The sequence below is a fragment of the Mesorhizobium temperatum genome (genome assembly GCF_002284575.1).
In the GTDB taxonomy this organism is placed as follows: Bacteria; Pseudomonadota; Alphaproteobacteria; order Rhizobiales; family Rhizobiaceae; genus Mesorhizobium; species Mesorhizobium temperatum.
The window spans coordinates 283,581-307,808 of record NZ_NPKJ01000053.1 but is presented as its reverse complement, the minus strand read 5'-3'; the positions used below and the strand labels follow the sequence as shown (position 1 = coordinate 307,808).

Genomic DNA, 24,228 nt, shown 5'->3' with positions numbered 1-24,228 from the left:
CTCAGTAAGCGGCAGACCGCACTCCTGATCTTCAGCTATAGCATATGCATTGCATATTGAAGCGCACCTTTCACGTACTCAAAGGGTAAGTGCGTTGGCCGATCGATTGGCAGCCTACCGCTTCTCGATCAGCTGGACATAACCTTGCAGGATGCCGCTCCAGCCACGATCGGATTCGAAAATCTCACGCGCCGCTTCGCCGGCCGCGCCCATGTTCTCAAGCTGACGATGCTCGAGGTCGACGCGAGTCGCGTTCTCGCCGGCCTCGGAGAACTTGACCTCGACTTCGGTCAGCAGCGACGGATCATATTGCCAGTCGGCGCGAATCCGCCAAGCCAGGACGATGCGTTTTGGCGGTTCCCACGCCAGCACTTCGCCCCAGTCGCATTCCGTCCCATCCTCGCCGGTCTCAAACCAGCGGCCGCCTGCCTTTGGCTCGATAGTCGCGCTCCTGAGCGCGGACTTGCCTATCGAGTGGGACGCCGGCCACCAACGTCCAAACCCGCTCGTGAACACTTCAAACGCCGTGGCAACCGGCACGTCCACAGTGACCGACTTGCGCACAGGCGCTGGTTTAATGATCGCCGTCATTCTTTTCGCTCCTTGGCTTTGTTGATCTCGTTTCGGAAGGCGTCGAGCGCGTTCCCCCACATCTGGTCGAGCCAGGCACGCATCTCGCCGAGACCGTGAGGGTCGACATGGTATATGTTGCTGGCGCCGCGAGGCTCGGCGCGGACCAGCCGCGCCTCCCTCAGCACCTTCAGGTGATGAGAGATCGCGGGCTGAGACACCGGCAGGATTCGAGCGAGGTTCGCCACCGAACGCGGCCCTTCGGCCACAAGCTCGAATACCTTTCTGCGCGTGGGGTCGGCCAGCGCGACCATACCTGCATAATCATAAACCATGGCTTATGATAAACACAGATTTATGATTAAGGCAACCTCAGCTATTTGCGAAGCAGAGCAGAGGGCAGCGTATTCTCTCCCTATTCAGGTCTCATGCTGCGCTCGCTTCAATAAGAGGAGCACTGGGGAGGAGACCGAACCAAAGCACCCCTTCTCAGACAGGGCTTGAAGGCACACCTCTGAACTCGTATACGAGTATACGAGTATACGAATCGACCATCTACATAGCTTTTTGTGCTTTCGTCGGCAAACGATCGGGCTGCGCACCGAGATTCGGACCCTGCCGCCGGCATTTCTGCCAGACCATTTTGGAGACGCTCATGGCCGACACCTCGAAAAGACTGCGTATTGCCGTGCTCTTTGGCGGACGCTCCGCCGAGCACGACGTTTCGGTGCTGTCGGCAACCAATATCCTGCGTGCGCTGGAACCCGCGAAATACGATGCCGTTCCCATCTTCGTCACCCGCGAAGGACAATGGCTGCTGAGCAGCTTCGAGGGCGGCACGCTGGCGAAACCGTCGAGCGGTACCGGAGTCTGCCTCGTGCCTGGCGGACAGGGACGGATGATGGCGATCCCGACCCATGGCGCGGCCCACGAACTGCCTGACATCGACATCCTGTTTCCCGCCTTGCACGGCCTCCACGGCGAGGACGGCTCCGTGCAGGGGCTGGCGGAAGTGGCGCGCGTGCCGCTCGCCGGCTGCGGCATTCTTGGTTCGGCCGCAGCCCTCGACAAGGACATTGCCAAGCGGCTGCTGTACGAGGCGGGCTTGCCCGCCGCGCGGTCCGTCACAATCCACCACGGCGGCGCGCCGGCCTTTGCGGAACTGCAGAGCGCACTTGGGCTCCCGCTCTTTATCAAACCGGCCCGGCAGGGTTCCTCTGTCGGCGTCAGCAAGATTTCGGCTGAAAAAGACTATAAGGCAGCGCTGACAGAAGGCTTTAGGCACGACCGCAAGTTGCTGGCCGAAGAATTCATTCGAGGCCGCGAGATCGAGTGCAGCGTGCTGGAGGATACGGAGGGCGGCCTCTTCGTTTCCCGTCCCGGCGAGATCGTGCCGGCACAGAGCCACGGTTTCTACAGCTACGACGCCAAATATATCGACGAGCACGGCGCAGCGCTGAAAGTCCCGGCCGAACTGCCGCAGGAGATCGAAGGCAGTATCCGCGCGATGGCAGCAAAGGCCTTCAGGGCGGTCGGCTGCGACGGCATGGCCCGCGTTGATTTCTTCGTGACGCCGGACATGCGCGTCCTCATCAACGAGCTCAACACCATTCCCGGTTTCACCGATATCAGCATGTATTCCAAGGCGATGGCGGCAAGCGGCGTCAGCTATCCCGAGATCATCGATCGGCTGGTGGCGCACGGGCTGGCACGCGCTGGTCGATTAGCTTGATGGCGAAGGCTTATGACACCGGGGATCTTACCAACGGCCCAAAAAAGCCGATGATACGTGTTATTCGCTTCTGGCCAGGGTCGAGGAAGGCTATGTCCAAACCCTCAGGGAAGGACGATCCATCAGGCATCACAAACTTCCACGCAAAGCGTGCGATCCCATGATGAACATCCACGTCACTTGTCCGTAGGATGCGGGCACCGGGATGCTTGGCCAGAACTCTTGCGATGTGCGCGAGCAGTTCTTCCGCGCCAGTCGCATGGACTGTAGGATCCGTGTATGTCGCGCCATCGCTCCAGATCGGTAACAGCAACGCCCGCCGCTGCTCGGCGTTCTCATCGGACCAAGCAGCACAATACGAATCGATGAGAAGCGTCAAAGGCATTCTATTCCCCTAATGTAGATCACTGGTCTGACCCGGCCGACGCTCGGACAACAAAGCCCGAACCCGTCGGCCGACGGCAAAGCGTGGTCCGCCTCAATAAGGCCGGAGACCAAATCCGCTCAGCCAGCCAGAAGGGATCCTCCGCGCGGTCCGGATCGGAGAGATCTCTTATCCGGACTTTCCAGAAATTGCGATAACGCCGCGAAATCATCATGTAGGTGGCCTGCTGCAATCGCCCGTTGGAAGATTGCGTCGTAACTGTCGACCACGGAGCGGTCGATCTTGCGCGCCTCCATCAGCTCCAGGAGATGCTGGAATGCGCCGTAATGCGGGGAGATCGACGAGAGCGTCTCGTCGTCGCTGGCAAACCGCCCAGCATCCGTTCGCTTGATCAGGTCGGCGACAAGCCCGTCAATAACAGGCGCTATTGCGGTCCACTGCCGTCCCAACTCGCCGAGGTCGATCTCTTCGGCCTGACACACGGCGATCGCATGCAGCGTTCCGAACAGCGCGCCCCACATGAGAGCAAGCAGCGCGCTATCAAGTGCGTTCGCACGTCCCGGTTCTTCCCCGACATGCTGGACATTGCCGCCCAACGCACGAAACATCTCCTCGTTCGCGTCGAAAGCCTGCCTTGGCCCCGAGATCAGTATCGTCCCGGCATCTGTGCCAATGAAATCCGGCGTGGCCATGATCGCGCCATCGAGATAGCTGGCTCCGTGCGCAGCAAACCATTCAGCGGCTTCGCGTGCGCCATGCGGCGTTCCCGAAGTGAGTTCCACGATCAACTTGCCGCGAATAGCTGAAGCAACAGCATCGTCGCGCAGAACTGCGCTTGCCTGGTAGTCGCTTACGTTCACGATGATAATCTCAGCCGCATTGACGGCTTCCAGGACGGACCCCGCGACAGTGGCGCCGAGCGCGGCCAGCGGTTCGGCCTTTTGTTTTGTCCTGTTCCAGACCGTCGTCCGATATCCCGACTGAAGCAGGGCGCGGGCGAGCGCTGATCCCATACGACCCGTCCCCACAACGCTGATTGAAAGCTTCATTGCAACACTCCATACCAATAGGCGCCAATTTGTCGTCACGGGCAGAGGTATGTTGGAGTGAGTGGCGCGCACAATACGCACCTGGAGGTAAGTGGTTACCCAACGGTAAGGAGAGCATCATGAATAAGCCGACGGGCAATTGCGGCTTCGCAACCGCGATCAAGGCGATCGAAGGGAAGTGGAAAGTGGATATTCTTTGTGAGCTTGGAACGGCGTCTCGCAGGTTCGGCCGGTTGAGGCAGTCGATTCCGGCGATCAGTGAAAAGATGCTGACGCAGCAATTACGCGAACTGGAGGCTGACGGGCTTGTGAACCGAGAAGTCTATCCGGGATCGCCGACCAAGGTCGTCTATTCGCTGACAGAAAGCGGAGCGGCGCTCAATGCTGGAGCAGAGGCGTTATGCCGTTGGGGTGAGCAATTCCCTTCCCGTATCGATGCTTAAGGATGCCGTTCGCCATGCGAGTTGGACGTTGGCTCATGGCGCTTCGCCCTCGGCCGGAAACAGCGACAGCCAATACCGGGCGATATCGTTGCGGCGCATGAAGACGGCCTCCGGCCTGGACAGAACCGTCTCGATTATGCCTTCCAATGCCGCGGCCCGGTTGGGCTGGCCGGTCCATCGCGCATGGACGCCTATCGTCATCATGCGCCCACCTTCTTCCCTGGCTTCCCTGATCAGGAAGTCCAGATAGGCTTCGACGTTGTCGACGAAGTCCTTGGGCGTCACATAGCCGGGGCTTACCAGATAGCGGCTGTCGTTCAAGGTCTTGGAATAGGGAATGATCAGAAGGCGCCCGTTCTGTGCGGGCACGAAATAGGGCAAGTCGTCGTTGCACGGATCTGAATCATACAGGAAGCCGCCTTCCTCGATCAGGAGGTCGCGCGTGTTGACGCTGGGAAAGGAACGGCTGTTCCAGCCGATCGGGCGCTCGCCGAGCAGCTCGATGAACAGCGCGACGGCGCGCTGCAGATGATCGCGCTCCTCGTCACGGCTCTGGGTCCATTGTTCGGTCCAGCGCAAGCCATGGCCGAGCAGATCGTGACCCGATTGGCGCAGCCATGCCGTCACCTCCGGGTTGCGCCGCAGCGCCTCGGCACAGCTCGAGATCGTGGCGTGGACGCCGTGTCGCTCGAGCAGCCTGGCGATGCGCCAGATGCCGACGCGGCTGCCATACTCGAAATGCGTTTCGGTGCCGAGGTCGCGGATGCCGGCCGGCGCCGACAATGGATATTCGCCCCAGCCATCGCTATGGCTGTCGCCCTCGAACAGCGAATATTCCGACCCTTCCTCGTAGCAGACCACGAGATTGACTGCGACCAGACGTCCGTCCGGCCAGATGATCTGCGGCGGCCGCCGGCCGTAACCGACGAAATCGCGCGGCGGGCCGTGGCGATGCTGGAGCTTCATGGCAGTACAACTCCTGGCGGGTTGCTGATCCGCATGTACGGGTCAGCGAGGAGATCGGGCTCGAAGCCGGTGCGAAACGGCGAGCCCGATCAGATTTACCCTTGGATCCAGGATTTCGCCACAACCAGACTGCAGCGAACCGTACGTCAATCCGCAGAAATCTGGATACAAGAATCCCGATCCACCACGCCAGGCGACAATTTCGGGGCCAACCGCCCTTTGCGGGGCGCTTGTCTGGCCTGGAGCGGCATCAGTACGGCGTATGCATTGATGGAAGTCTGGAGGTGCTCAGCCGGCTGTCAGTCCGTGTGTGCGCCCAGGCGCCACAGCACTGACCGATTCCCGCTCGACCAGCGGGCATTCAAGCTTGGTGATGGGGTAGCGTCCGCGGCCGGGAGGGGCGGACAATTCGAGCTGCTCGATCGCCCACTGCCCCATCGCCATATGCGGCAGGATCGACGTCGTCAAAGGCGGGAACAGATGCCGGGCGATTTCCTCGTCGTCATAGCCGATTACCGAAATATCCCCAGGGATGTGCAGGCCGGCTTCCTTCAGCGCTTCGTAGCAGCCGATCGCGGTGCGGTCGTTCTGGCAGAAGATGGCGGTTGGGCGGTCCTTGAGCGCCAGAAGCTTGACGGTCGCGGCGTAGCCGGCGCTCGCCGACCAGTCGCCCTCGACCACCAGCTCCGCATCGAACGGGATGTCGGCCGTCGCCAGCGCCCGGCGGTAGCCCTTCAGCCGATCCTGCGCCGCCTGCATCCACGGCTCGCCGGTGATGGTGGCGATGCGGCGGTGGCCATGGCTGATCAGGTGACGGGTGGAGCTCTGCCCGCCGGCGATTTCGCTCGGCACCACGGCGGGGAAGGCGTAGTCGACGGTGTAGCAGTTGAGCAGGATGACCGGGATATCGAGGCCGTAGAGATAGTCGGGCGCGACGATCTCACGCGTGAAGATGGTCATGTAGATCAGCGCCGAAATACCCCGCTTGGTCAGTGCCGCAATCGCGCGCGGCTCCATGACGGAATCACCCAAAGTCTGGGCGACCAGCACGACATTGCCGGCATTCCACGAGGCCTGGCGCGCCCCTTCGATGGCGACGACCGCTTCGGGACTGGTCGCCAGTTGATCGACCGCGAAGCCGATCACCCCGTCCAGCCCCTCGAACGAGGCGATAGGGCTGCGAAGAGCAGAGAAGGCTGGTGGCGCATAGCCGAGACCCCGCGCGGCCTCGATCACCCGTTTGCGGGTCTGCTGCGAGAGCCTTATGCCCGGCGTATTGTTGAGGACGAACGAAACCGTTGCCTGCGAGCAGCCGGCGGCCCTGGCGATATCGGTCATGGTGACGCGACTCTTGGGGTTCTTAGCCGATGGCTTTCGGCGCCGGGAGGCTTCAAGGGCAGGATCGCGCAGATCCGTCGGTTCGCTCATGGCATTGTGTTCCAAATTCCCGGCTTGGCTAACCAGAGGTCGTCCTGGACGTCATTACAGACGGTAGGGCGCCCGACGACGCTTCGCGTTTATAAAACAGGCACTCGATTAATCATTATTATCATCCTGGCAGCCGAATGGCTAGCAACGCGGAGAGAGCGATACGCGGTTTCTGGAAGATCGATTTCTGGGAATGTGACCCAATTTCAAGGCCGTTAAACGGCCTCGGAAGCCTCCCTTTCTCACCACACGGCAGGCAGCCATTCGCCAGCGGCACCAGGTTTCCAACCAGAGACTAATACTATTTACTAATAGTCGTAAGCGTTCTATTGTCAATTCGTCATGCCCGGCTCGGGACCGAACGGGCCATGACGGGAAGCAGGCGCGTGGCGCGGCATCCGCGGCTCTTGGGCCGGCAAAGCAACGCCACGCAATTACGGAAATGTCAGACAAATCCGACTATACGAACAGCCAATGAGTCTCTAAAGTCCAAAATCGCGGCTGGAATGGCGCCGTTCTTTCGCTGCCAGAACCCCTTGAGGAGGAGGCGTCCAGCCGCATTCGACAAGTTCAGATCAGCGAAAATGACTGAATCAAATGGGAGGTTGAACATGAAATCTGCGATACGAAATGCGTCCGTCGCTGCCGCGGCCTTGGCTCTCGGCCTGTCCATCACGGCGATTGCCCGTGCCCAGGATAAACCGACGCTGGCCTTCGTCGTCAACGGCGCTTCCGACTTCTGGAAGGCGGCCGAAGCCGGCGTCAAGAAGGCCCAGGCCGAACTGCCCGACTACAATCTGGAGCTCAAATATCCGGAGCAGTCGTCGGTCGCCATCCAGCAGCGGCTGATGGATGATCTGGTGACGGCCGGCGTCAAGGCGATCATGGTTTCGGCAGTCGACCCCAAGACTTCGACCGACGGGCTCAACAAGATTGCTTCGGAGACGGCGCTGTTCACGACCGACAGCGACGCGCCACAGACCAAGCGTATCGCTTATATCGGCTCGTCCAACATCGACGCCGGCAAGCAGGCGGCCGAGATCGCCAAGAAGGCGATGCCTGACGGCGGCAAATGCCTAGGCTTCGTCGGCCTGCTCGGCGCCGACAATGCCAAAGAGCGCATCGAAGGCATGAAGGAAGGGCTCGCCGGCACCAAGATCGAGCTGATCGACGTGCGTGGCGACGACATCGACCAGGCCCGCGCCAAGAAGAACGTCGAGGACGCGCTGGTCGCCAGCCCCGACGTCACCTGCATGGTCGGCTTCTATTCCTACAATACGCCGCGCATCTATGAAGCGCTGCGCGACGCCGGCAAGCTCGGCCAGATCACGGTCGTCGGCTTCGACGACGATCCGATCACCCTGGGCGGCGTCAAGGAAGGCACCGTTGCCGCCACCGTCGTGCAGCAGCCCTTCGAATGGGCCTACCAGGGCATGAAGCTGATGGCCGCCTATCTCGAGGGCGACAAATCGGGCATTCCGGAGAACGGCCTGATCATCATCCCGACCAAGATCATCGGCAAGGACGATGTCGACGCCTATGCCGCCAATCTGAAGGCGATGTCCGGCAATTAAGGCGAAGGCAGTTGCGCCGGCTTGGGGTTCGCCTCGGGCCGGCCGTTCGCATTGACGAACCCTGCGAGGGTCGTCAGTCTGCAGATGTGGCTAAAACGGCCCACCGGCTGCTGTCAGGTGTGATGAATTATTCCGACGCATCCATCGGCGTATCCACGACTGCCCCGTTCCTCAGTCTCGAGGGCGTGCGCAAGACCTATCCCGGCGTGGTCGCGCTGGATGGATTTTCAATGGAGGTCAGGCCTGGCGAGGTCATCGGCCTCGTCGGCGAGAACGGCGCCGGCAAGTCGACGCTGATGAAGATCCTCGGCGGCGTGACCACCCCCGACACCGGCACGATCACCGTCGACGGCGTCGCCCATGACCGGCTGACCGTCGAGGCCAGCATCGGTTCCGGCATCGCCTTCGTCCACCAGGAACTCAACCTGTTCGAAAACCTCGACGTTGCTGCCAACATCTTTTTCGGCCGTGAACCTTTGCGCGCCGGTCCGTTCAGGCTTGTCGACCGCGCCAGGCTGCGCGCGCTGTCGGCGCCGCTGCTCAAACGCGTGGGCGCCAACTTTTCGGCCGACACGCCGGTATCGACGCTGTCGCTCGCCCAGCAGCAGATGGTCGAAATCGCCAAGGCGCTGTCGATCGAGGCAAGGCTGGTCATCCTCGACGAGCCGACATCGAGCCTGCCACTTGCCGAGACCGACAAGCTGCTCGATGTCATCAAGGCTCTGAAGGCGGAGGGCATCAGCGTCATCTTCATCTCGCACCGTCTTCACGAGGTCGAGCGGGTCGCCGATCGCGTCGTCGTGCTGAGGGACGGTATGCTTGCCGGCACGCTGCCGAAGAACGCCATCAATCACGACCAGATGGTCAAACTGATGATCGGCCGCATGCTGAAGGAGAGGGAGAAGGCGGCAGAATCGGCGCGCCCGCCCGGCACCGTCGCTCTGTCGGCCAAGGCCGTTCGCACCACTGCCTATCCCGATCGGCCAGTCGATCTCGGCGTCAGGCATGGCGAAATTCTTGGCCTGGCGGGTCTTGTCGGCTCCGGCCGCACCGAACTGGCGCGTGTGCTTTTCGGCATCGACAAGAGCCTTGGCGGTGCGCTCCAGCTTGATGGAAAAGATCTGGTTCTTGGTTCGGCCGCCGACGCTGTGGCCAACGGGATTTTCCTCGTCCCCGAGGATCGCAAGCTGACCGGAATCCTGCTCGATCTGTCGATTGCCCAGAATATTTCGCTCCCCAATCTTCCGGCGCATGCCCGACGGTCCCTGGTTTCTGCCAGCGCTGAAGCCGTCACCGCCGAGAAGCAGAAACGCAATCTCGGCATCAAGGCGCCCTCGGTGGCGACGCGCACCGGCACGCTGTCCGGCGGCAACCAGCAAAAAGTCGTGCTGGCCAAATGGCTGGCCATGAACCCCAGGGTGATGATCCTCGACGAGCCGACACGCGGCATCGACATCGGCGCCAAGGCCGAGATCTACGGGCTGATGCGGGCGCTGGCCGATGCCGGCGTCGCCGTGCTGATGATCTCCAGCGACATGGAGGAGGTGATCGGCGTCTCCGACCGCATCGCCGTCATGCATGAGGGCCAGATCTCAGGCATTCTCGACAAGGAACAGTTCAGCCAGGAAAACGTATTGCTGCTGGCCGTCGGCAAGCAACCGAAATAGCAGGCATTGGGGAGAAGACGATGAGCAAGAAAGATCTCGGCCTGCTGATCCTAATCCTCGTGGTGGGAGCGGTGGTGGCGATCATCAATCCGCGCTTCCTGCTGCCGATCAACCTCGCCAACACCTCGAACCTGATTGGGCTGTTCGGCATACTGGCGATCGGCCAGGCTTTCGTCATCATCACCGGCGGCATCGAATTGTCGGTCGGCTCGGTGGTCGCGCTGCTCGGCGTCCTCTTCGTCGATTTCATCGCCACGCGAGGCATGGCATGGCCGGTGGCGCTGCCGCTAATCCTCGTGCTCGGCGGCATCATCGGGCTGGCACATGGCTGGCTGATCACGCGGCTCAAATTGCAGCCTTTCGTGGTGACGCTGTGCGGCCTCTTGATCTATCGCGGCGTCGCGCGGTTCTACACTGCCGACGGCACGGCGGGCTTTGCCTTCGGACAGAACTTTCCGGAACTCGAGTTCCTGACCGCCGGGCGATCCTATGGCGTGCCAAACAGCTTCATCGCGCTGATCGTCATCGCCATCGTGATGTGGGTGGTGCTGCACCGTTCGGTGTTCGGCCGCTACCTCTACGCCATCGGCAAGAACGAGGAGGCGGCGAAATATTCCGGCATCCGCACCGGCCGCGTCGTCATGGCGGCCTATGTCATCTGCGGCGTGCTGACGGCGCTGTCGGCGATCTATTTCGCGATGTACACGCGCTCGATCTCGCCGGCCAGCCACGGCCAGTTCTACGAACTCTACGCCATTGCCGCGGCAGTGCTCGGCGGCTTCTCGCTGCGCGGCGGCGAGGGCTCGCTGATCGGCGTCATCCTCGGAACGGTCCTGCTGCAGGAACTGCAGAACCTCGTCAACCTGCTCGGCATCCCGTCCTCGCTCAATTTCGCGGTGATGGGCGGGGTAATCCTCATCGGCGTATTGGTCGACCAGCAATGGGGCGTGTACCGGGAGCGGCGGCTGATGCTGGAGGCAACCCGCAAGGGCACGGCTGGTGCGGCAGCGGAATAACCGCACCGCCTTTTCCTTCTCCCCTTGTTGTGGGAGAAGGTGGCCGAGCCCACGGGTCTTGCCTCCGGCAAGCCCGAGGACAGGCTCAGCTCGGCCGGATGAGGGTGTTCCAGCTTGACGCCGACCGAGCTCCGGCCAGCACCCCTCAACCGTCTTGGCGCTGCGCGCCGATCCACCTTCTCCCACAAGGGGAGAAGGGAAGACGCAGCCCTAAATTAAGCCCGACATGTCGGAGAAGGCCATCGCCTTGCGCAGCACGTCGGCAAAGCGCTCGCCGGCCGCTTCGCGCGGGCCGCTGTTGTCGATCGAGGTGACGCCTGGTCCGGACAACGCCACATTGGCGCTACGCGCCAGCCGCGCCAGCACTTCGCCGCGCGACTCGCGGCCGCGCATCGCCAGCCGCTCCGCCAGGATTTCCGGCGATGCGGTGATCTCGACGATCGCCAGATTGGCATAACGATCACGCAGCCCCGGGATGATGGCGCGGGAGACATTGGCGATGGCGACGCGGCCGTTGGCGACCGACCGGTCGACTTCAGCCGGGATGCCGTAGCGCAAGCCATGCGCCTCCCAGGAGATGGCGAAGGCGCCATCCGCTTCCGCCTCGACAAAGGCCGCATCGGCAAGCGAGTCGTGATCCTCGCTTGCCGTGTCGCTCGGCCGGGTGATGACCCGGCGGACGAACTCCAGCCGGGTCTCGTCGGCAAATAGCGACCGGGCATAGCCGATCACCGTGTCCTTGCCGGCGCCGCTCGGGCCGACGACGGCGACGAAGACCCCGTCGCGGATCGGAAACGCCGCGGGCGACAATTCACGCTCGATCAACGCCGACGCCATCATGCGACCCGGCGTCCCTGCCGCCAGACGGTGCGGACAACCGGGACATGGTCGTCGAGACGTACACGAACCAGATCGGCGCGCCGGCCCTGTTCGATGACGCCGCGGTCGGAGAGGCCGACTGCCTCGGCCGGGTTCTTCGAGACCATGGCGACCGCCTGAGGCAAGGAAATGCCGTCGACCACGTCGCCGAGGAAAAACGCCGACTGGATCAGGCTAAAGGGAATGTAATCGGACGACAATATGTCGAGCAGGCCCTCGCCGGCGAGCGTGCGGGCCGAAACATTGCCCGAATGCGAGGCGCCGCGCATGACGTTCGGGGCGCCCATCAGCACCCCGAGCCCTGCCGCCTTCGAAGCTTTTGCGGCCTCTTTGGTGGTCGGGAATTCGGCGACGCGGACGCCTTGTTCGATCGCCTCGTCGACATGGCCGGTCGTGGCGTCGTCATGGCTGGCCAGCACGATGCCGCGCTGATGGCAGGCAGCAGCGATGAAGGCGCGGTTCGGCCCAGAATTCGTCGCCGACTCCGCCATCCGCTTCTCACAGAATTGCTGGAATTCGCGGTCCGTCAGCTTCAGCTTGCGCTGATAGTAATAGGCATAGGTTTCCAAATCGACGAACTGGCGCTGTCCCGGCGCATGGTCCATCAGCGACGCCAGCTTGATCCTGTCATCGCCGTCGAAATGGGCGAAGGCTGCGAGGCAATCCGGCGCCGAAACCTCGCAGCGCAGATGGATGAAATGGTCGGCCCGCAGCCGGTCCTGCTGGACGCTGTCCTCGATCGCATCGGCCAGCTTGCGCATGTCGGCCGAATTCATGTCGGCGTCGTCATCCATGCCGACACGCAAGGCATCGAGCACGGTGGTGATGCCGGCGGTCGCCACTTGCGCGTCGTGAGCGAGCACCGCGGCGATCGGGTTCCAGCGCACTTTCGGCCGCGGCGCGTAATGGCCTTCGAGATGGTCGGTGTGAAGCTCCACCAGCCCGGGAATGATGAAATCGCCGCCCATGTCCTCGCCGCTCCGGCCGGCACCGGCATCGATCCCGGCGATCAAGCCGTCGCGCAGCACGATCGACCCTTCGACGATCTCGTCGGCAAGCACGATGCGGGCATTGTTGAGAACGGTCTCGGCGGTCATTTCAGGCAGTCCTTGGAGCATTTTGCAGCCAATTGGAATCACCGATTGGGTGAATTGGCGTCGCACAAATGCGGTTAAAACAAATAGCCATTTCAGGCAGTTTTTCTGGCCGGGCGGCGCCCGAGCGCGTGATGGGAAAGCACCATGAACGGGGCGCCAGGTTCGGTTTCGACAAACAGGGTCAGTGCGTCCACCGGCACCGGCCGTTGCAGGACCTGCGCAAACAGGCTGTCGATTGCTGCGCGAAGGCGAGGGCTTTCCTGTGACGAGACACGGCCGGACAGCGTCATATGGAACCGGAAGGTCCCGAAGACATAGGGGTAACCCCACTGGCAGAGATTGCGGAATTCAGCCGGCTTCAGCGAATCGGGGCTGCGCCGTTTGATCTCAGCCTCGCTCAGCGGTGCGCGAAAACGGTCGAAGTCGCGCACCACGTCGTCGGCGAAGCGGTTGAGCGCCGGCAGCGGTCCTTCCGGCACCAGCGCGAAGAAGCCGTCGATCTGGCTGACGACCAGCCGCGGGATGGTCACCACCGGCGTCGTCTCGGCGAAATCGTCCAGTGCCGCGCGAAGCGCGCCTTCCGTTTCGTTCGAAGCCAGCCGGAAAGGCGCCTTAAGCGTCGCATGAAAGCCGTAGCGGCGCGCCGAAGCGGTGTGGAAGGCGACTTCCGCCGCCGATAGTTCGCCCACGGCCTCGACCGGCCTCGTGGCAGCGCCGAACGGGTCGCGGCCGAGCCAATTGGCGGCGATCCGCGCCAGCGGTTCGTCCTGCCGGGGTGTGAAATAGATAGCGTAGCGCATCGAAAGTCCTCGTCAACTCCCGCTGCCATAGGCGATTTGCATGACGAAATGACGAAGCTGATGATCGCTCCTGATAACAAAGTTGTTCAGGCGGGTCATTAGCCGACGATTTTTTCGCCTTGGGCCAGTTTGCCGACCCGGACGGGCAGCGCCTCAGGCCTTCATCAGCCATTCGTGCTCGGGCGCGTTGTGGAATTTCCACGTCCGCTTCGGCCCGGCCATGACGTTGAGGTAGTAGAGGTCGTAGCCATGGCAGGCGGCACAAGGGTGATAGCCCTTTGGCACCAGCACGACGTCGCCGTCCTCGATTGCCATCGCCTCGTCGAGCGAACGAGCACCATTCCGATCGGCATCGGTGTAGACGCGCTGAAAGGCAAAGCCCTGCGGCGGATTGAGGCGGTGGTAATAGGTCTCCTCAAGATAGGATTCGGCCGGCAGATTGTCCTGGTCATGCTTGTGCGGCGGATAGCTCGATGTATGGCCGCCCGGCGTGATGACCTCGACCACCAGCAATGAATCGGCCGGCTTGCCTTCCGGCAGGATGTTGGTGACATAGCGCGTGTTGGTGCCCTTGCCGCGAACCTCCTGGCCGAGATCCTTCGGCGCAATGACGCGGACCGGCAGGCCGCCGCCAAGCCCCGGCGCCGAGCAGACCGCGACTTCGAGGTCGGTGTCGGCGGTCACCGACCAGTCAGAGCCCTGCGGTACGTAGACCGACCACGGCTTGCCTTCGAAGGGCGACATGCGTTCGCCGAGCAGGCCGAGATCCTTGCCGCCGGCCTTGGCCTTGCCCTTGCCGGTGACGAACACCAGGCAGACTTCACGGTTCGCGGTTTGTCCGGAGGCTGTTTCGCCTGGCCGCAGCCGATGCAGATCGAAACCGACATAGGTCCAGCCGGCGTTTTGCGGCGTCACATGGGCGACGCGGCCATGCCCCTTATCGGCTTTGACCAGCAGTTTCGACATCGCGCTTCATTCCTTTGGTTCGGTATCGGCCGGATCCTTGCCGCCGTCGGCCGGCTTGTAGAGATAGAAGAACTGCCAGACGGCATAGCCGGCGAAGCCGAGCGCGATCGTGCCCCAGAACGGCGCGCCGGTGGCAAATTCGACCACGGCCCAGCCCAGGCAGACCGCGACGATGGCAACGCGCCGCCACAAAGGCCGGAAGAACGGATGCTCAGAGTCCTTCATCGGATCAACCCCCGCATCGGATCAGCCCTTCGCCGGGAATACTGCATTCAAGCATGGGGGAAGCCCTGTGTTGCAACCGTGTAGCCGGCGGCCGTCATCACCCGCATCAACTCCTTGTAGCCGACTTGCGCCATCTTGAGCGGCGGATTCTTCTTCGGGTCCTGCTCGGCTTCGACCACGAACCAGCCTTCATAGCCGTACTTCGCCAGCCTTTCCACAATGGCGCCGAAATCCAGCGAACCATCTCCCGGCACCGTGAAGGCGCCAAGCGCCACGGCATCGAGAAAGGATTGCTTCTGGCGATCCAGTTTTTCAATCACCCCCATGCGCACATCCTTCACATGCACGTGGTTGATGCGCCGGTGATGGTTGTCGATGGCGCGCAGAACGTCACCGCCGGCAAAGGCCAGGTGACCGGCATCGAGCAGCAAGGGAATGCCTTCACCCGAATAGCGCATGAAGGTATCGAGCTCCGGCTCGGTCTCGACCACCGCCGCCATATGATGGTGATACGAGAGCGGCATGCCCTGCTCGGCGCACCATTCGCCGAACTGGGTGAGGCGCCTCGCATAGGCTTTCATCTCGTCATCCGAAAGCCTTGGCTTGGTGGCGAGCGGCTTCGAGCGGTCACCCTGGATGGAGCGGCCGACCTCGCCGTAAACGATGCAAGGCGCGTTCACCGCCTTGAACAGATCGATCATCGGCTGGATGCGATCCTTGTTCCTGGCCATGTCTTCGTCGACCAGCGTACCGGAGAACCAGCCGCCGCAGAGCGTCACGTCGGCCTCCTTCAGGATCGGCAGCATGATTTTCGGATCGCTGGGGAAACGGCGGCCCATTTCCATGCCGGTGAAGCCCGCCGAACGCGACTGCGCCAAGCATTCCTCCAGCGACACGTCATCGCTGAGTTCCGCAAGGTCGTCGTTCCACCATGCAATTGGGGACATGCCCAGTTTGGCTTTCAAGTCGTTGCTCCAATGTCAGATCTTTCAATTTTCATTCGTCGGCGCTGCCCCTCATCCGCCTGCCGGCACCTTCTCCCCGTAAGGACGGGGAGAAGGGACAAACGTCAACGTTCGCGACCCCCTCTCCCCGTCCTCACGGGGAGAGGGTAAGGGTGAGGGGCAGCGCCGACATCAATCACCAACACTCTGCATCCGCCGCTTTTCTTCATAGGCTTTGCGTGCGGCGTTGACCTGCGGCCGCGAAGAAACTTCCGGCACGGCGACATCCCACCAATGGCCGCCGACATCGGTCGACACCAGAGGATCGGTGTCGATGACCAGCGCTGTGGTCCTTGCATTCTTCTTCGCCTTTGCCAGCGCCGTTTCCAGCCCGGCGATCGACGAAACCTTCTCGGCGATGGCACCAAGGCTTGCCGCATGCGCGGCGAAGTCGATATCGGGCATAACTTCGTGGCGTGCGTCCTTCAGCAGATTGTTGAAGTTGGCGCCGCCGGTCGCCATCTGCAGCCGGTTGATGCAGCCATAGCCTCTGTTATCGAGCAGCACGATGGTCAGCTTGAGGCCGAGCATGACCGAGGTCGCGATCTCGGAATTGAGCATCAGATAGGAGCCGTCGCCGATCATCACGACGACCTCCTCGTCGGGCTTGGCCATCTTCACGCCGAGCCCGCCTGCGATCTCGTAGCCCATGGTCGAGAAGCCGTATTCGGCGTGGTAGGAGCCGGGCGCGCCGGCTTGCCAAAGCTTGTGCAATTCGCCGGGCAGGCCGCCGGCGGCATGAAGCAGTATCACGCCGGAGCCCATGGCGCGCTGCACGGCACCGATCACCTGCGCGTCGGACGGGTAGGCGGCATTGGTCGAGGCGGTCACCTTGCCGGCTTCGGCCTGCCAGTCCTTCTTGCCCTTGGCCGCATTGTCGGTCCAGGCAGCCGGCGCTTTCCAGCCGTTCAGCGCCGCGCCAAGCTCGGCGAGCCCTTCCGCCGCATCAGTGACCAGCGGCAGCGCCTGGTGTTTTCCCGCATCGAAAGGCTGGACGTTCAGCCCGATAATGGTCTTGCCGGAATTCTTGAACAGCGCCCACGAGCCGGTCGTGAAATCCTGCAGCCTGGTGCCGATGGCAAGCACGACATCGGCTTCTTCAGCCAGCCGGTTGGCAGCCGAAGTGCCGGTGACGCCGACCGCCGCCATGTTGAGCGGATGATCGTCCGGCAGCGAGGATTTGCCGCCCTGTGTCTCGCAGACCGGTATGCCGGCGCCCTGCACCAGCTTTGCCAGTTCGCCGGAAGCCTGCGAATAAAGCACGCCGCCGCCGGCAATCACCAATGGCTTCTGCGCGCCCTTCAGCGCCGCCACCGCGGCCGCCAGCTCCTGGCGGTCCGGACGCGGTCGGCGCTGGGTCCAGACCCGTTCGGCAAAGAAGCTCTCGGGGTAATCATAGGCCTCGGCCTGCACGTCCTGGCAGAGCGCCAGCGTCACCGGTCCGCAATCGGCCGGATCGGTCAGCACCTGCATCGCACGGTTCAGCGCCGGGATGATCTGCTCGGGCCGGGTGATGCGGTCGAAATAGCGCGACACCGGGCGGAAGCAGTCATTGACCGTCGCCGTGCCGTCGGAGAAATCCTCGGCCTGCTGCAGGACAGGGTCGGGGATGCGATTGGCGAAGACGTCGCCGGGCAGAAACAGGACAGGCAACCTGTTTACATGCGCAAGTGCTGCCGCCGTCACCATGTTGAGCGCGCCGGGGCCGATCGAACTGGTAGCCGCCATGAACCGGCGACGGAAATTGGCCTTGGCGTAGGCGATCGCCGCATGCGCCATCGCCTGTTCGTTATGGGCGCGAAAGGTCGGCAATTCGTCGCGGACCTGATAGAGCGCCTCGCCGACGCCGGCGACATTGCCATGGCCGAAGATCGCCCAGACGCCGCCGAAGATCGGCATTTTCCTGCCGTCGATCTCGGTCATCTGGCAGGCAAGAAAGCGGGTCAGCGCCTGCGCCATCGTCAGGCGGAATGTCTTGGTCATGTTGTTTTCCTCCGCAGTCCTTATGCCGCGCCTTCTTATGCTGCTTTGCGGCCGCACGCGGCAAGCCATGCCTCGGTCAGCCTCTCGAAGCGCGACGCCATGTCGGCAACTGCCTCGTCGTCCGACATCTTGCCGGCAAGCCATTGTTCGGCCGCGTTGATGAAGATGGTGCGTCCGACGGCGAAGCCCTTGACGATGGGCGCCTTGGCGGTGGCGGCAAAGGCCGCTTCCAGCTCGTCCTGTGGCGCTTCCAGGCCGAGCAGCACAATCCCGCGGCACCACGGATCGTTCTTCAGGATCACCGCTTCGATCTTCGCCCAAGCCCCGGCTGAGGCCTGCGGTTCAAGCTTCCACCAGTCGGGCTTGATATCAAGCGCATAGAGTTCCTCCAGCGCGCGCGGGATCGTCGTGTCGTCGAGCTTGCCGTGTTTGCCGGCGATGATTTCGATCAGAAGTTCTCTCCCCACTTTCCGCGCGGCCTCGAACAGGCTTTTGAGCTTCTGCTGCTGCTCGGTCTTCAGCGCCTCCGGGTCGTCGGGGTGGTAGAAGCACAGGCACTTGATGCAATGGTCGACCGGCCACTCGATCAATTGCGAGCCGATATCCTGCGAGAATTCGAAGCGAAGCGGCCGAGATCCGGGCAATTCGACTGGCCGGCCAAGCCAGGCGAAGGAATGGCGGGCGAATTCGAACATCGCCTCGCGACCGTATTTTTCGTCGAGCAGCATGCCGTAACCGGCGCGACCAGCGGCAACCTTTGCCGCCGCCTTGACCGTCAGCACCTTGAAATCATGGATGCGCGACGGATCGGCGCCGGCTTTCGCGGCGACATCGTCGAGCTGGATACGGTGGTCGCAGGCCAGCGCCATCAGCGAGGGAATATCGCGCCGGCGCGTCGTCGCCCAATGGATATGGTTGATCGCCTCGTCCTTGCGCAAGGCCAGATGCTTGCTGCCGTTCTTCAGGAAGAACTGCAGTTCCTCGAAGGTCGGGTATTCCGGCGCGCAGAGCAGCCGCGACACGGCGAAGGCGCCGCAGGCATTGGCCCAGGTCGCCGCCGTCTCCAGGCTTTCCTCGCCGAGCCAGCCGCGCAGGAAGCCCGACATGAAGGCATCGCCGGCACCGAGCACATTGTAGACCTCGATCGGAAAGCCCTTGCCGACGATGCCGTCTTCGAGATCATCGCTGATCGGCCCGTCATAGACGATGCAGCCCATGGCGCCGCGCTTCAAGACGATCGTGGCCTTGGACAGCGAGCGGATGGTCTTCAACGCGCTCAGGCAATCATCCGCACCGGAGGCGATCATGATCTCTTCTTCGGTGCCGACGATCAGGTCGCAGTCGGGCAGCACTGTCTTCAGCTGGGCGGAGACCCGGTCGGATTTCACGTAGCGCTCGAAGCCTTCGGCATGGCCGGCGAGTCCCCAGAGATTAGGGCGGTAGTCGATGTCGAACACCACCTTGCCGCCTTTGGCCTTAATAGTGCGGATCGCCTTGCGCTGCGCGGCGTCGCTGTTGGGCCGCGAAAAATGCGTACCGGTGACGACGATCGCACGTGCCGAAGCGATGAACGTCTCATCTATGTCCTCCTCCGCCAGCGCCATGTCGGCGCAGTCGGAGCGGTAGAAGATCATCGGCGAGACGCCTTCGTCCTCGACCGACAGCAGCACCAGCGCGGTCAGCCGGTCCGGGTCGGTCCTGAGGCCGGCCACGGAAACGCCCTCGCGGGTCAGCTGCTCGCGGATGAAGCGGCCCATCTGCTCGTCGCCGACGCGGGTGAGCAGCGCCGAGCGCAGGCCGAGCCTGGCCGTGCCGACCGAAATGTTGGCCGGACAGCCGCCAACCGACTTGGCAAAGGAGGTGATGTCCTCCAGGCGCGAGCCGATCTGCTGGCCGTAGAGGTCGACGGAGGCGCGGCCAATGGTGATGACGTCGAGCGGCGCATGTTTCGCGTCCACGGCTTCGCCCATTCGAACCTCCCATCAGCCTTGTTGTCTTGGGTAACACGCGCGAGCGGCAGCGTGGCGCCGGCAATATGAAATAATAATTCCAATCCATAGTCAATATGGAACGCGCATTCCTTTGCTGAAAAGTGCTAGACCATGATCCCGAACCGAAGGTCAGCGAAGCAAAAAGTGGCGCCCGGTTTTCGGAAAAGATCATGGTCAAACAAGAGAAAAGCTGTCTAGGTCTTGCGCTTCCTGCCCGCATCGCGCCGCTTTTCGCCAACCGCAACGGTCAGCGCCATGGCCAGCGCCATCGTTGCCGACAGCGAGCGGAAGCCGGCGAAATCGGCCTCGGCGACCTCGAACCAGACTTTGGCGAACTGGGCGAGCGGCGAAAAGGAACTGTCGGTGATCGCCACGATCGGCACGCCTTGCTCGGAAATGACGCGCGCCTCCTCGATGGCCGCCGGGGCATAGGGTGAGAAACTGATGGCGATGACGGCATCCCTGGGCGAGGCAAAGCTGATCATTTCGGCGTTGAGGCCGGCGGCCGATTCGATCAGCTGGTTGCGGATCTTGAGCTTGCCCAGCGCATAGGCGATGTAGGAGGCGACCGGATACGAGCGGCGCTTGGCCAGCACATAGATCGTCTCCGCCTTCGCCAGCAGGGCGATCGCATCTTCGAAATGGTCTTCGTTCAGCCTGCCTGAAATATCGTTGAGCGAGGTGCTCGCCGCGGCGACGAAGCCGTCGAAAATCGCCCGGTGACCGGCGCCTTCCTCGGCCTTGGCGCGCAATGCCGCCAGCCTTTCGTCATAGGACGAATTGCGCTCACGCAGCCGCTCGCGGAACACCAGCTGCAGGCTGGTGAAGCCGTCGAAGCCGAGCTGCTGGGCGAAGCGGATCAAGGTCGAAGGCTGAACGCCGGCGGAGGCGGCAATGCTGGCGGCGGTGCCAAAGGCAATGTCGTCGGGATTGTCGAGCGCATAGGCAGCGATCTGCGCGATGCGCTTGGGCAGGCTATGGCGCCGTTCCAGGATCGTCGTACGCAGCGTCTCGAAATCGCGGGGCACCCGTTCGTCCATCGTCGCTCCGCCCAGGCCCATCAGTCGATGCCGTGTGTGCCCCATCATAGCGAGCCTGTGCAAGAAGGCCATAAAAAATGAGGCATGCGTTCCATTTCTGGATAAAATGGACTAATTCATCCACACAAATCTTTCTGGCGACGGAGGCAAGGAAATGGTCGGAGTCGGTCTTATCGGCACAGGCTTCATGGGCAAGTGTCACGCCATCGCCTGGAACGCGGTCGGCACCGTCTTTCCCGACGTAGCCAAGCCAAGACTGGTCCATCTCGGCGAGGTCAATGAAGACCTTGCCAAACGCCGGGCTACCGAATTCGGTTTCGCCAAGGCCTCCGGCGATTGGCGCGCCGTCGTCGACGATCCGGATGTTGATATCGTCTCGCTGACCACGCCGAACCAGTTCCATCCGGAAATGGCTATCGCCATCCTCGAAGCCGGCAAGCATCTGTGGTGCGAAAAGCCGATGGCGCCGAGTTTTGCCGACGCGCAAGCCATGGCGGCGGCGGCCAAAAAGTCCGGCAAGGTGGCGGCGCTCGGCTACAACTACATCCAGAACCCGGCCATCCGCCATATCGGTGCGCTGCTCGACGAGAAGATCATCGGCGAGGTCAACCATCTGCGCATCGAGATGGACGAGGATTTCATGGCCGACCCGGAGGCGCTATTCTTCTGGAAGCACGAGGCGGCGTCCGGTTACGGTGCGCTCGACGATTTCGCCGTGCATCCGCTGTCGCTGGTCGCCGTGCTGTTCGGACGCGTCGCCCGCGTCATGTGCGATATGGCAAAACCCTATGCCGATCGCCGCGTCGCGTCCGGCGAGCGCCGCGCGGTCGAGACCTACGACATCGCCAGCGTGCTGATGCATCTCGAAAACGGCATTGCCGGCACGCTGCTGGTCAACCGTTCGGCCTGGGGCCGCAAGGGCCGGATCGCCATCCAGATCTTCGGCTCGAAGGGCTCGATCCTGTACGACCAGGAGCGGATGAACGAGTTTCAGCTCTATCTCACCGCCGACCGCCCAACCGAGCAAGGCTACCGAACCATCCTGGTGGCGCCGCACCACAAGCCTTACGACGCCTTCCTGCCGGCACCCGGCCACGGCCTCGGCTTCAACGATCTCAAGATCATCGAATGCCGGGAACTTTTGACACGGCTTGCCGGCCAGCCGGCGCGCATCATCGATTTCGACGAAGGACTCGAAATCGAGCGCACCGTGCATGCCATGGCGCGTTCGTTCGAGGAGCAGCGCTGGATCGCGGTGCGGTAACGGCTGCTTCCAGCCGGCCGCAGGCCGCGCTTCCGCGGCCAACGGGGTCAGCTGTCTCAGGCGGCTCCTGGACGGCTGGCGATCAGGGCGCGTCGCGCTGACCGGCGTCGCTCGACGGCGTCGGCAAGGCCGTGCAGCACCGACTCGGTGGTTGCCCAGTCGATGCAGCCATCGGTGATGCTCTGGCCGTAGACCAGCGGCTTGCCGGGCATGACGTCCTGCCGGCCGGCGACGAGGTTGCTCTCGATCATGACGCCGATGATGCGCTCGTCGCCTGCCGCGACCTGGCCCGACACGTCAGCCGCCACTATCGGCTGGTTCTCCGGCTTCTTGTTGCTGTTGGCGTGGCTGACATCGATCATCAGCCGAGGGGCTACGCCGACCCGGCCGAGTGCCGCGCAGGCGGCAGCTATGCTCGTTGCGTCGTAGTTCGGCACAATGCCGCCGCGCAGGATGACGTGGCAGTCCTCGTTGCCGGTGGTCGTCGCGATGGCGCTGCGCCCGCCCTTCGTCACCGCCATGAAATGATGCGGCTGGGCGGCGGATTTCACGGCCTCGACGGCGATCCGCAAATTGCCGTCGGTGCCATTCTTGAAGCCGACCGGGCAGGACAGGCCGGATGCGAGTTCGCGATGGATCTGGCTCTCGGTCGTGCGCGCGCCGATCGCCCCCCAGGCGACGAGGTCGGCAATGTATTGCGGGGTGGCCATGTCGAGGAATTCGGTCGCCGCCGGAAGGCCGAGATTGTTGACGGCCGAGAGCACGCTGCGGGCCAGCCTCAGTCCCTTGTCGATATTGAAGCTGCCGTCCAGGTCGGGATCGTTGATCAGGCCCTTCCAGCCGACCGTCGTGCGCGGCTTCTCGAAATACACGCGCATCACGATCTCCAGCCGGTCCGACAGGCTCTCGCGCAGCGTCGCCAGACGGCTAGCATAGTCGACGGCAGCGGCCGGGTCGTGGATCGAACATGGGCCGACGACGACGATCAGCCGGTCATCGGCGCCGGTCAGCACGGCGTGGATGGCGTTGCGTGACGCGGCAACGGTGCGCGTCGCCGTCAGCGTGCGCGGTATCTCCCGCATCACCTGGTCCGGCGTACTCAATTCCCTTATTTCCTTGACCCGAAGATCGTCTGTGGTGGTCAACACGGCTTTCTGCTCCTGGTTGGGAGACCTGCCGGCTGAAACAAAAAAGCCGCCAGGTCTGGCGGCTGTTCGGATGTTGATGCTGCAATCTTCAGATCGAGCGCAATCCTCCCGCCGCCAGCGAGCTGCAGTAGCTAAAGTACCAAAACGAGGCGGTCAGGTGGATCATGTCAGCCCTATAGCCGAAGCCGGGGCGCTTGTCACGCTACTCTGCGCCCGCTCCGGCGACGTTCTGATCGTAGTCGACCAGCGACCCGGTCATGACGCCGGACTGCGGGCTGATCATATAGGTGATCAGCCGGGCAAGCTGCGCCGGCTTCACCAACTGGCCCATCGGCTGCGCGGCTTCGGCCTTTTCCAGCCAGTCCGGTCCGGCGCCGTGGAATTTCGCCTGCACGATCGCCTCGCCCTCGGTATCCATCCAGCCGGGCAGCACCGCGTTGCAGCGGATGCGGTTGCTGCGGTACGCATTAGCGACATTCTTGGTCAGCGTTGCCAGTGCGCCCTTGCTTGACGAATAGGGTGCCAGGAACGACTGACCGCAATGCGCCGACATCGACAGCACATTGACGATCGAGCCGGGCGCCTTGCGGTCGAGCAGGTGCGCCACCACGCCTTGCATCAGGAAGAAGGGGCCGCGCACATTGGTCTGGAAAATCTGGTCGAACGTTTCCGCGGAGGTCTCGACCAGTGAACCGCGGGCCGAGGTGGCGGCGGCGTTGACCAGCGCGTTGACGGTTCCGAAATGAGCGATCGCAGTTTCGACGGCCCGCTTGCAGTCGGCCACCTCTGACACATCGGCGCTGATGAAGATGGCGTCGACGCCGCTTTTCCCAAGCGCAGCGACCGCCTTGTCGCCTTTCTCCTTGGAACGGCCAACCAGCGCCAGCGCCCGGCAGCCCTCGTCGGCCAGCGCCTCGGCGACGGCGAAGCCGATGCCTTGCGCGCCGCCGGTGACGATGGCGCGTGTTTCGGAATTGCGACCGGCTGAACCGTTCATCTTT

General features: G+C 62.8%; 23 protein-coding genes. 6 read left to right on the top strand and 17 right to left on the bottom strand.

The window, feature by feature from the left end; all coding sequences use genetic code 11:
* Positions 1-114: 114 nt before the first annotated feature.
* Positions 115-591 carry an SRPBCC family protein gene (locus tag CIT26_RS19345; RefSeq protein WP_095494050.1) on the bottom strand — a complete coding sequence of 159 codons (477 nt, stop codon included), beginning with the start codon at positions 589-591 and terminating at the stop codon, positions 115-117.
* Positions 588-905: an ArsR/SmtB family transcription factor gene (locus CIT26_RS19340; protein ID WP_095494049.1), complete on the bottom strand. Its 318-nt coding sequence runs from the start codon at positions 903-905 to the stop codon at positions 588-590. Before CIT26_RS19340 ends, CIT26_RS19345 begins: the two co-directional genes overlap by 4 nt.
* A gap of 320 nt (positions 906-1,225) precedes the next feature.
* Between CIT26_RS19340 and CIT26_RS19335 the strand changes: the two genes are divergently transcribed.
* Positions 1,226-2,302, top strand: a complete 1,077-nt coding sequence (locus tag CIT26_RS19335) for a D-alanine--D-alanine ligase family protein (RefSeq protein WP_095494048.1) — start codon at positions 1,226-1,228, stop codon at positions 2,300-2,302.
* 10 nt (positions 2,303-2,312) lie between these two features.
* Here CIT26_RS19335 and CIT26_RS19330 read toward each other — a convergent pair whose 3' ends face one another.
* Complete coding sequence (locus CIT26_RS19330; RefSeq protein WP_095494047.1) at positions 2,313-2,687, bottom strand: hypothetical protein; 375 nt, start codon at positions 2,685-2,687, stop codon at positions 2,313-2,315.
* Between the two features lie 119 nt (positions 2,688-2,806).
* Positions 2,807-3,736: an NAD(P)-dependent oxidoreductase gene (locus tag CIT26_RS19325; RefSeq protein ID WP_095494046.1), complete on the bottom strand. Its 930-nt coding sequence runs from the start codon at positions 3,734-3,736 to the stop codon at positions 2,807-2,809.
* Between the two features lie 119 nt (positions 3,737-3,855).
* Here CIT26_RS19325 and CIT26_RS19320 point away from each other — a divergent pair, with 119 nt between their 5' ends.
* Positions 3,856-4,179, top strand: a complete 324-nt coding sequence (locus tag CIT26_RS19320; RefSeq protein ID WP_095494045.1) for a winged helix-turn-helix transcriptional regulator — start codon at positions 3,856-3,858, stop codon at positions 4,177-4,179.
* Between the two features lie 33 nt (positions 4,180-4,212).
* Here the strand turns inward: CIT26_RS19320 and CIT26_RS19315 are convergent, their stop codons facing one another.
* Both CIT26_RS19315 and CIT26_RS19310 read right to left on the bottom strand, forming a co-directional pair.
* The gene (locus tag CIT26_RS19315; RefSeq protein ID WP_095494044.1) at positions 4,213-5,145 is read right to left on the bottom strand and encodes a polysaccharide deacetylase family protein; all 933 of its coding nucleotides are present in this window, start codon (positions 5,143-5,145) and stop codon (positions 4,213-4,215) included.
* A gap of 288 nt (positions 5,146-5,433) precedes the next feature.
* Positions 5,434-6,573, bottom strand: coding sequence for a LacI family DNA-binding transcriptional regulator (locus CIT26_RS19310; RefSeq protein WP_167391455.1), 1,140 nt, complete (start codon positions 6,571-6,573; stop codon positions 5,434-5,436).
* A gap of 611 nt (positions 6,574-7,184) precedes the next feature.
* Between CIT26_RS19310 and CIT26_RS19305 the strand changes: the two genes are divergently transcribed.
* The 3 genes from CIT26_RS19305 to CIT26_RS19295 all read left to right on the top strand — a co-directional run bounded on the left by CIT26_RS19305 (position 7,185) and on the right by CIT26_RS19295 (position 10,830).
* Positions 7,185-8,147 (top strand): sugar-binding protein, encoded by a 963-nt coding sequence (locus tag CIT26_RS19305; protein WP_095494043.1) that lies wholly within the window; start codon positions 7,185-7,187, stop codon positions 8,145-8,147.
* Positions 8,148-8,269: 122 nt separating this feature from the next.
* Positions 8,270-9,814 (top strand): sugar ABC transporter ATP-binding protein, encoded by a 1,545-nt coding sequence (locus CIT26_RS19300; protein WP_095494042.1) that lies wholly within the window; start codon positions 8,270-8,272, stop codon positions 9,812-9,814.
* Positions 9,815-9,834: 20 nt separating this feature from the next.
* Entirely contained in the window at positions 9,835-10,830 is a 996-nt protein-coding gene (locus CIT26_RS19295) for an ABC transporter permease (RefSeq protein WP_095494041.1), read from the top strand.
* A 210-nt stretch (positions 10,831-11,040) separates the two neighbouring features.
* Here the strand turns inward: CIT26_RS19295 and phnN are convergent, their stop codons facing one another.
* The 9 genes from phnN to CIT26_RS19250 all read right to left on the bottom strand — a co-directional run bounded on the left by phnN (position 11,041) and on the right by CIT26_RS19250 (position 20,815).
* On the bottom strand, positions 11,041-11,670 hold the full coding sequence (phnN, locus tag CIT26_RS19290; protein WP_167391454.1) for a phosphonate metabolism protein/1,5-bisphosphokinase (PRPP-forming) PhnN: 630 nt from the start codon (positions 11,668-11,670) through the stop codon (positions 11,041-11,043).
* Entirely contained in the window at positions 11,667-12,806 is a 1,140-nt protein-coding gene (locus CIT26_RS19285) for an alpha-D-ribose 1-methylphosphonate 5-triphosphate diphosphatase (RefSeq protein ID WP_095494040.1), read from the bottom strand. The genes phnN and CIT26_RS19285 overlap by 4 nt, the downstream gene beginning before the upstream one ends.
* A 92-nt stretch (positions 12,807-12,898) precedes the next feature.
* Positions 12,899-13,606, bottom strand: a complete 708-nt coding sequence (locus CIT26_RS19280) for a DUF1045 domain-containing protein (RefSeq protein ID WP_095494039.1) — start codon at positions 13,604-13,606, stop codon at positions 12,899-12,901.
* Between the two features lie 153 nt (positions 13,607-13,759).
* The gene (gene iolB, locus CIT26_RS19275; RefSeq protein ID WP_095494038.1) at positions 13,760-14,572 is read right to left on the bottom strand and encodes a 5-deoxy-glucuronate isomerase; all 813 of its coding nucleotides are present in this window, start codon (positions 14,570-14,572) and stop codon (positions 13,760-13,762) included.
* Positions 14,573-14,578: 6 nt separating this feature from the next.
* On the bottom strand, positions 14,579-14,797 hold the full coding sequence (locus tag CIT26_RS19270; RefSeq protein ID WP_095494037.1) for a DUF3329 domain-containing protein: 219 nt from the start codon (positions 14,795-14,797) through the stop codon (positions 14,579-14,581).
* Positions 14,798-14,844: 47 nt separating this feature from the next.
* Entirely contained in the window at positions 14,845-15,762 is a 918-nt protein-coding gene (gene iolE / locus CIT26_RS19265; protein ID WP_095494036.1) for a myo-inosose-2 dehydratase, read from the bottom strand.
* Between the two features lie 171 nt (positions 15,763-15,933).
* Positions 15,934-17,784 carry a 3D-(3,5/4)-trihydroxycyclohexane-1,2-dione acylhydrolase (decyclizing) gene (gene iolD, locus CIT26_RS19260; protein ID WP_095494035.1) on the bottom strand — a complete coding sequence of 617 codons (1,851 nt, stop codon included), beginning with the start codon at positions 17,782-17,784 and terminating at the stop codon, positions 15,934-15,936.
* 35 nt (positions 17,785-17,819) lie between these two features.
* On the bottom strand, positions 17,820-19,754 hold the full coding sequence (locus CIT26_RS19255) for a bifunctional 5-dehydro-2-deoxygluconokinase/5-dehydro-2-deoxyphosphogluconate aldolase (RefSeq protein WP_095494034.1): 1,935 nt from the start codon (positions 19,752-19,754) through the stop codon (positions 17,820-17,822).
* Between the two features lie 215 nt (positions 19,755-19,969).
* Complete coding sequence (locus CIT26_RS19250) at positions 19,970-20,815, bottom strand: MurR/RpiR family transcriptional regulator (RefSeq protein ID WP_167391453.1); 846 nt, start codon at positions 20,813-20,815, stop codon at positions 19,970-19,972.
* A 154-nt stretch (positions 20,816-20,969) separates the two neighbouring features.
* Here CIT26_RS19250 and CIT26_RS19245 point away from each other — a divergent pair, with 154 nt between their 5' ends.
* On the top strand, positions 20,970-22,079 hold the full coding sequence (locus CIT26_RS19245; RefSeq protein ID WP_095494032.1) for a Gfo/Idh/MocA family protein: 1,110 nt from the start codon (positions 20,970-20,972) through the stop codon (positions 22,077-22,079).
* A 56-nt stretch (positions 22,080-22,135) separates the two neighbouring features.
* On the opposite strand, the gene CIT26_RS19240 is transcribed toward CIT26_RS19245, so the two are convergent.
* A complete protein-coding gene (locus CIT26_RS19240; protein ID WP_095494031.1) occupies positions 22,136-23,227 on the bottom strand; it encodes a 3-deoxy-7-phosphoheptulonate synthase in 1,092 nt (363 codons plus the stop codon).
* A 202-nt stretch (positions 23,228-23,429) separates the two neighbouring features.
* Complete coding sequence (locus CIT26_RS19235) at positions 23,430-24,224, bottom strand: SDR family oxidoreductase (RefSeq protein ID WP_095494030.1); 795 nt, start codon at positions 24,222-24,224, stop codon at positions 23,430-23,432.
* Between the last annotated feature and the right edge of the window lie 4 nt (positions 24,225-24,228).

Bases quoted from the DNA above. Each gene is read 5' to 3' on its own strand.
- CIT26_RS19345 (WP_095494050.1), bottom strand. From the start codon at position 591: ATGACGGCGATCATTAAACCAGCGCCTGTGCGCAAGTCGGTCACTGTG.
- CIT26_RS19340 (WP_095494049.1), bottom strand. From the start codon at position 905: ATGGTTTATGATTATGCAGGTATGGTCGCGCTGGCCGACCCCACGCGC.
- CIT26_RS19335 (WP_095494048.1), top strand. From the start codon at position 1,226: ATGGCCGACACCTCGAAAAGACTGCGTATTGCCGTGCTCTTTGGCGGA.
- CIT26_RS19330 (WP_095494047.1), bottom strand. From the start codon at position 2,687: ATGCCTTTGACGCTTCTCATCGATTCGTATTGTGCTGCTTGGTCCGAT.
- CIT26_RS19325 (WP_095494046.1), bottom strand. From the start codon at position 3,736: ATGAAGCTTTCAATCAGCGTTGTGGGGACGGGTCGTATGGGATCAGCG.
- CIT26_RS19320 (WP_095494045.1), top strand. From the start codon at position 3,856: ATGAATAAGCCGACGGGCAATTGCGGCTTCGCAACCGCGATCAAGGCG.
- CIT26_RS19315 (WP_095494044.1), bottom strand. From the start codon at position 5,145: ATGAAGCTCCAGCATCGCCACGGCCCGCCGCGCGATTTCGTCGGTTAC.
- CIT26_RS19310 (WP_167391455.1), bottom strand. From the start codon at position 6,573: ATGAGCGAACCGACGGATCTGCGCGATCCTGCCCTTGAAGCCTCCCGG.
- CIT26_RS19305 (WP_095494043.1), top strand. From the start codon at position 7,185: ATGAAATCTGCGATACGAAATGCGTCCGTCGCTGCCGCGGCCTTGGCT.
- CIT26_RS19300 (WP_095494042.1), top strand. From the start codon at position 8,270: ATGAATTATTCCGACGCATCCATCGGCGTATCCACGACTGCCCCGTTC.
- CIT26_RS19295 (WP_095494041.1), top strand. From the start codon at position 9,835: ATGAGCAAGAAAGATCTCGGCCTGCTGATCCTAATCCTCGTGGTGGGA.
- phnN (WP_167391454.1), bottom strand. From the start codon at position 11,670: ATGATGGCGTCGGCGTTGATCGAGCGTGAATTGTCGCCCGCGGCGTTT.
- CIT26_RS19285 (WP_095494040.1), bottom strand. From the start codon at position 12,806: ATGACCGCCGAGACCGTTCTCAACAATGCCCGCATCGTGCTTGCCGAC.
- CIT26_RS19280 (WP_095494039.1), bottom strand. From the start codon at position 13,606: ATGCGCTACGCTATCTATTTCACACCCCGGCAGGACGAACCGCTGGCG.
- iolB (WP_095494038.1), bottom strand. From the start codon at position 14,572: ATGTCGAAACTGCTGGTCAAAGCCGATAAGGGGCATGGCCGCGTCGCC.
- CIT26_RS19270 (WP_095494037.1), bottom strand. From the start codon at position 14,797: ATGAAGGACTCTGAGCATCCGTTCTTCCGGCCTTTGTGGCGGCGCGTT.
- iolD (WP_095494035.1), bottom strand. From the start codon at position 17,784: ATGACCAAGACATTCCGCCTGACGATGGCGCAGGCGCTGACCCGCTTT.
- CIT26_RS19255 (WP_095494034.1), bottom strand. From the start codon at position 19,754: ATGGGCGAAGCCGTGGACGCGAAACATGCGCCGCTCGACGTCATCACC.
- CIT26_RS19250 (WP_167391453.1), bottom strand. From the start codon at position 20,815: ATGGACGAACGGGTGCCCCGCGATTTCGAGACGCTGCGTACGACGATC.
- CIT26_RS19245 (WP_095494032.1), top strand. From the start codon at position 20,970: ATGGTCGGAGTCGGTCTTATCGGCACAGGCTTCATGGGCAAGTGTCAC.
- CIT26_RS19235 (WP_095494030.1), bottom strand. From the start codon at position 24,224: ATGAACGGTTCAGCCGGTCGCAATTCCGAAACACGCGCCATCGTCACC.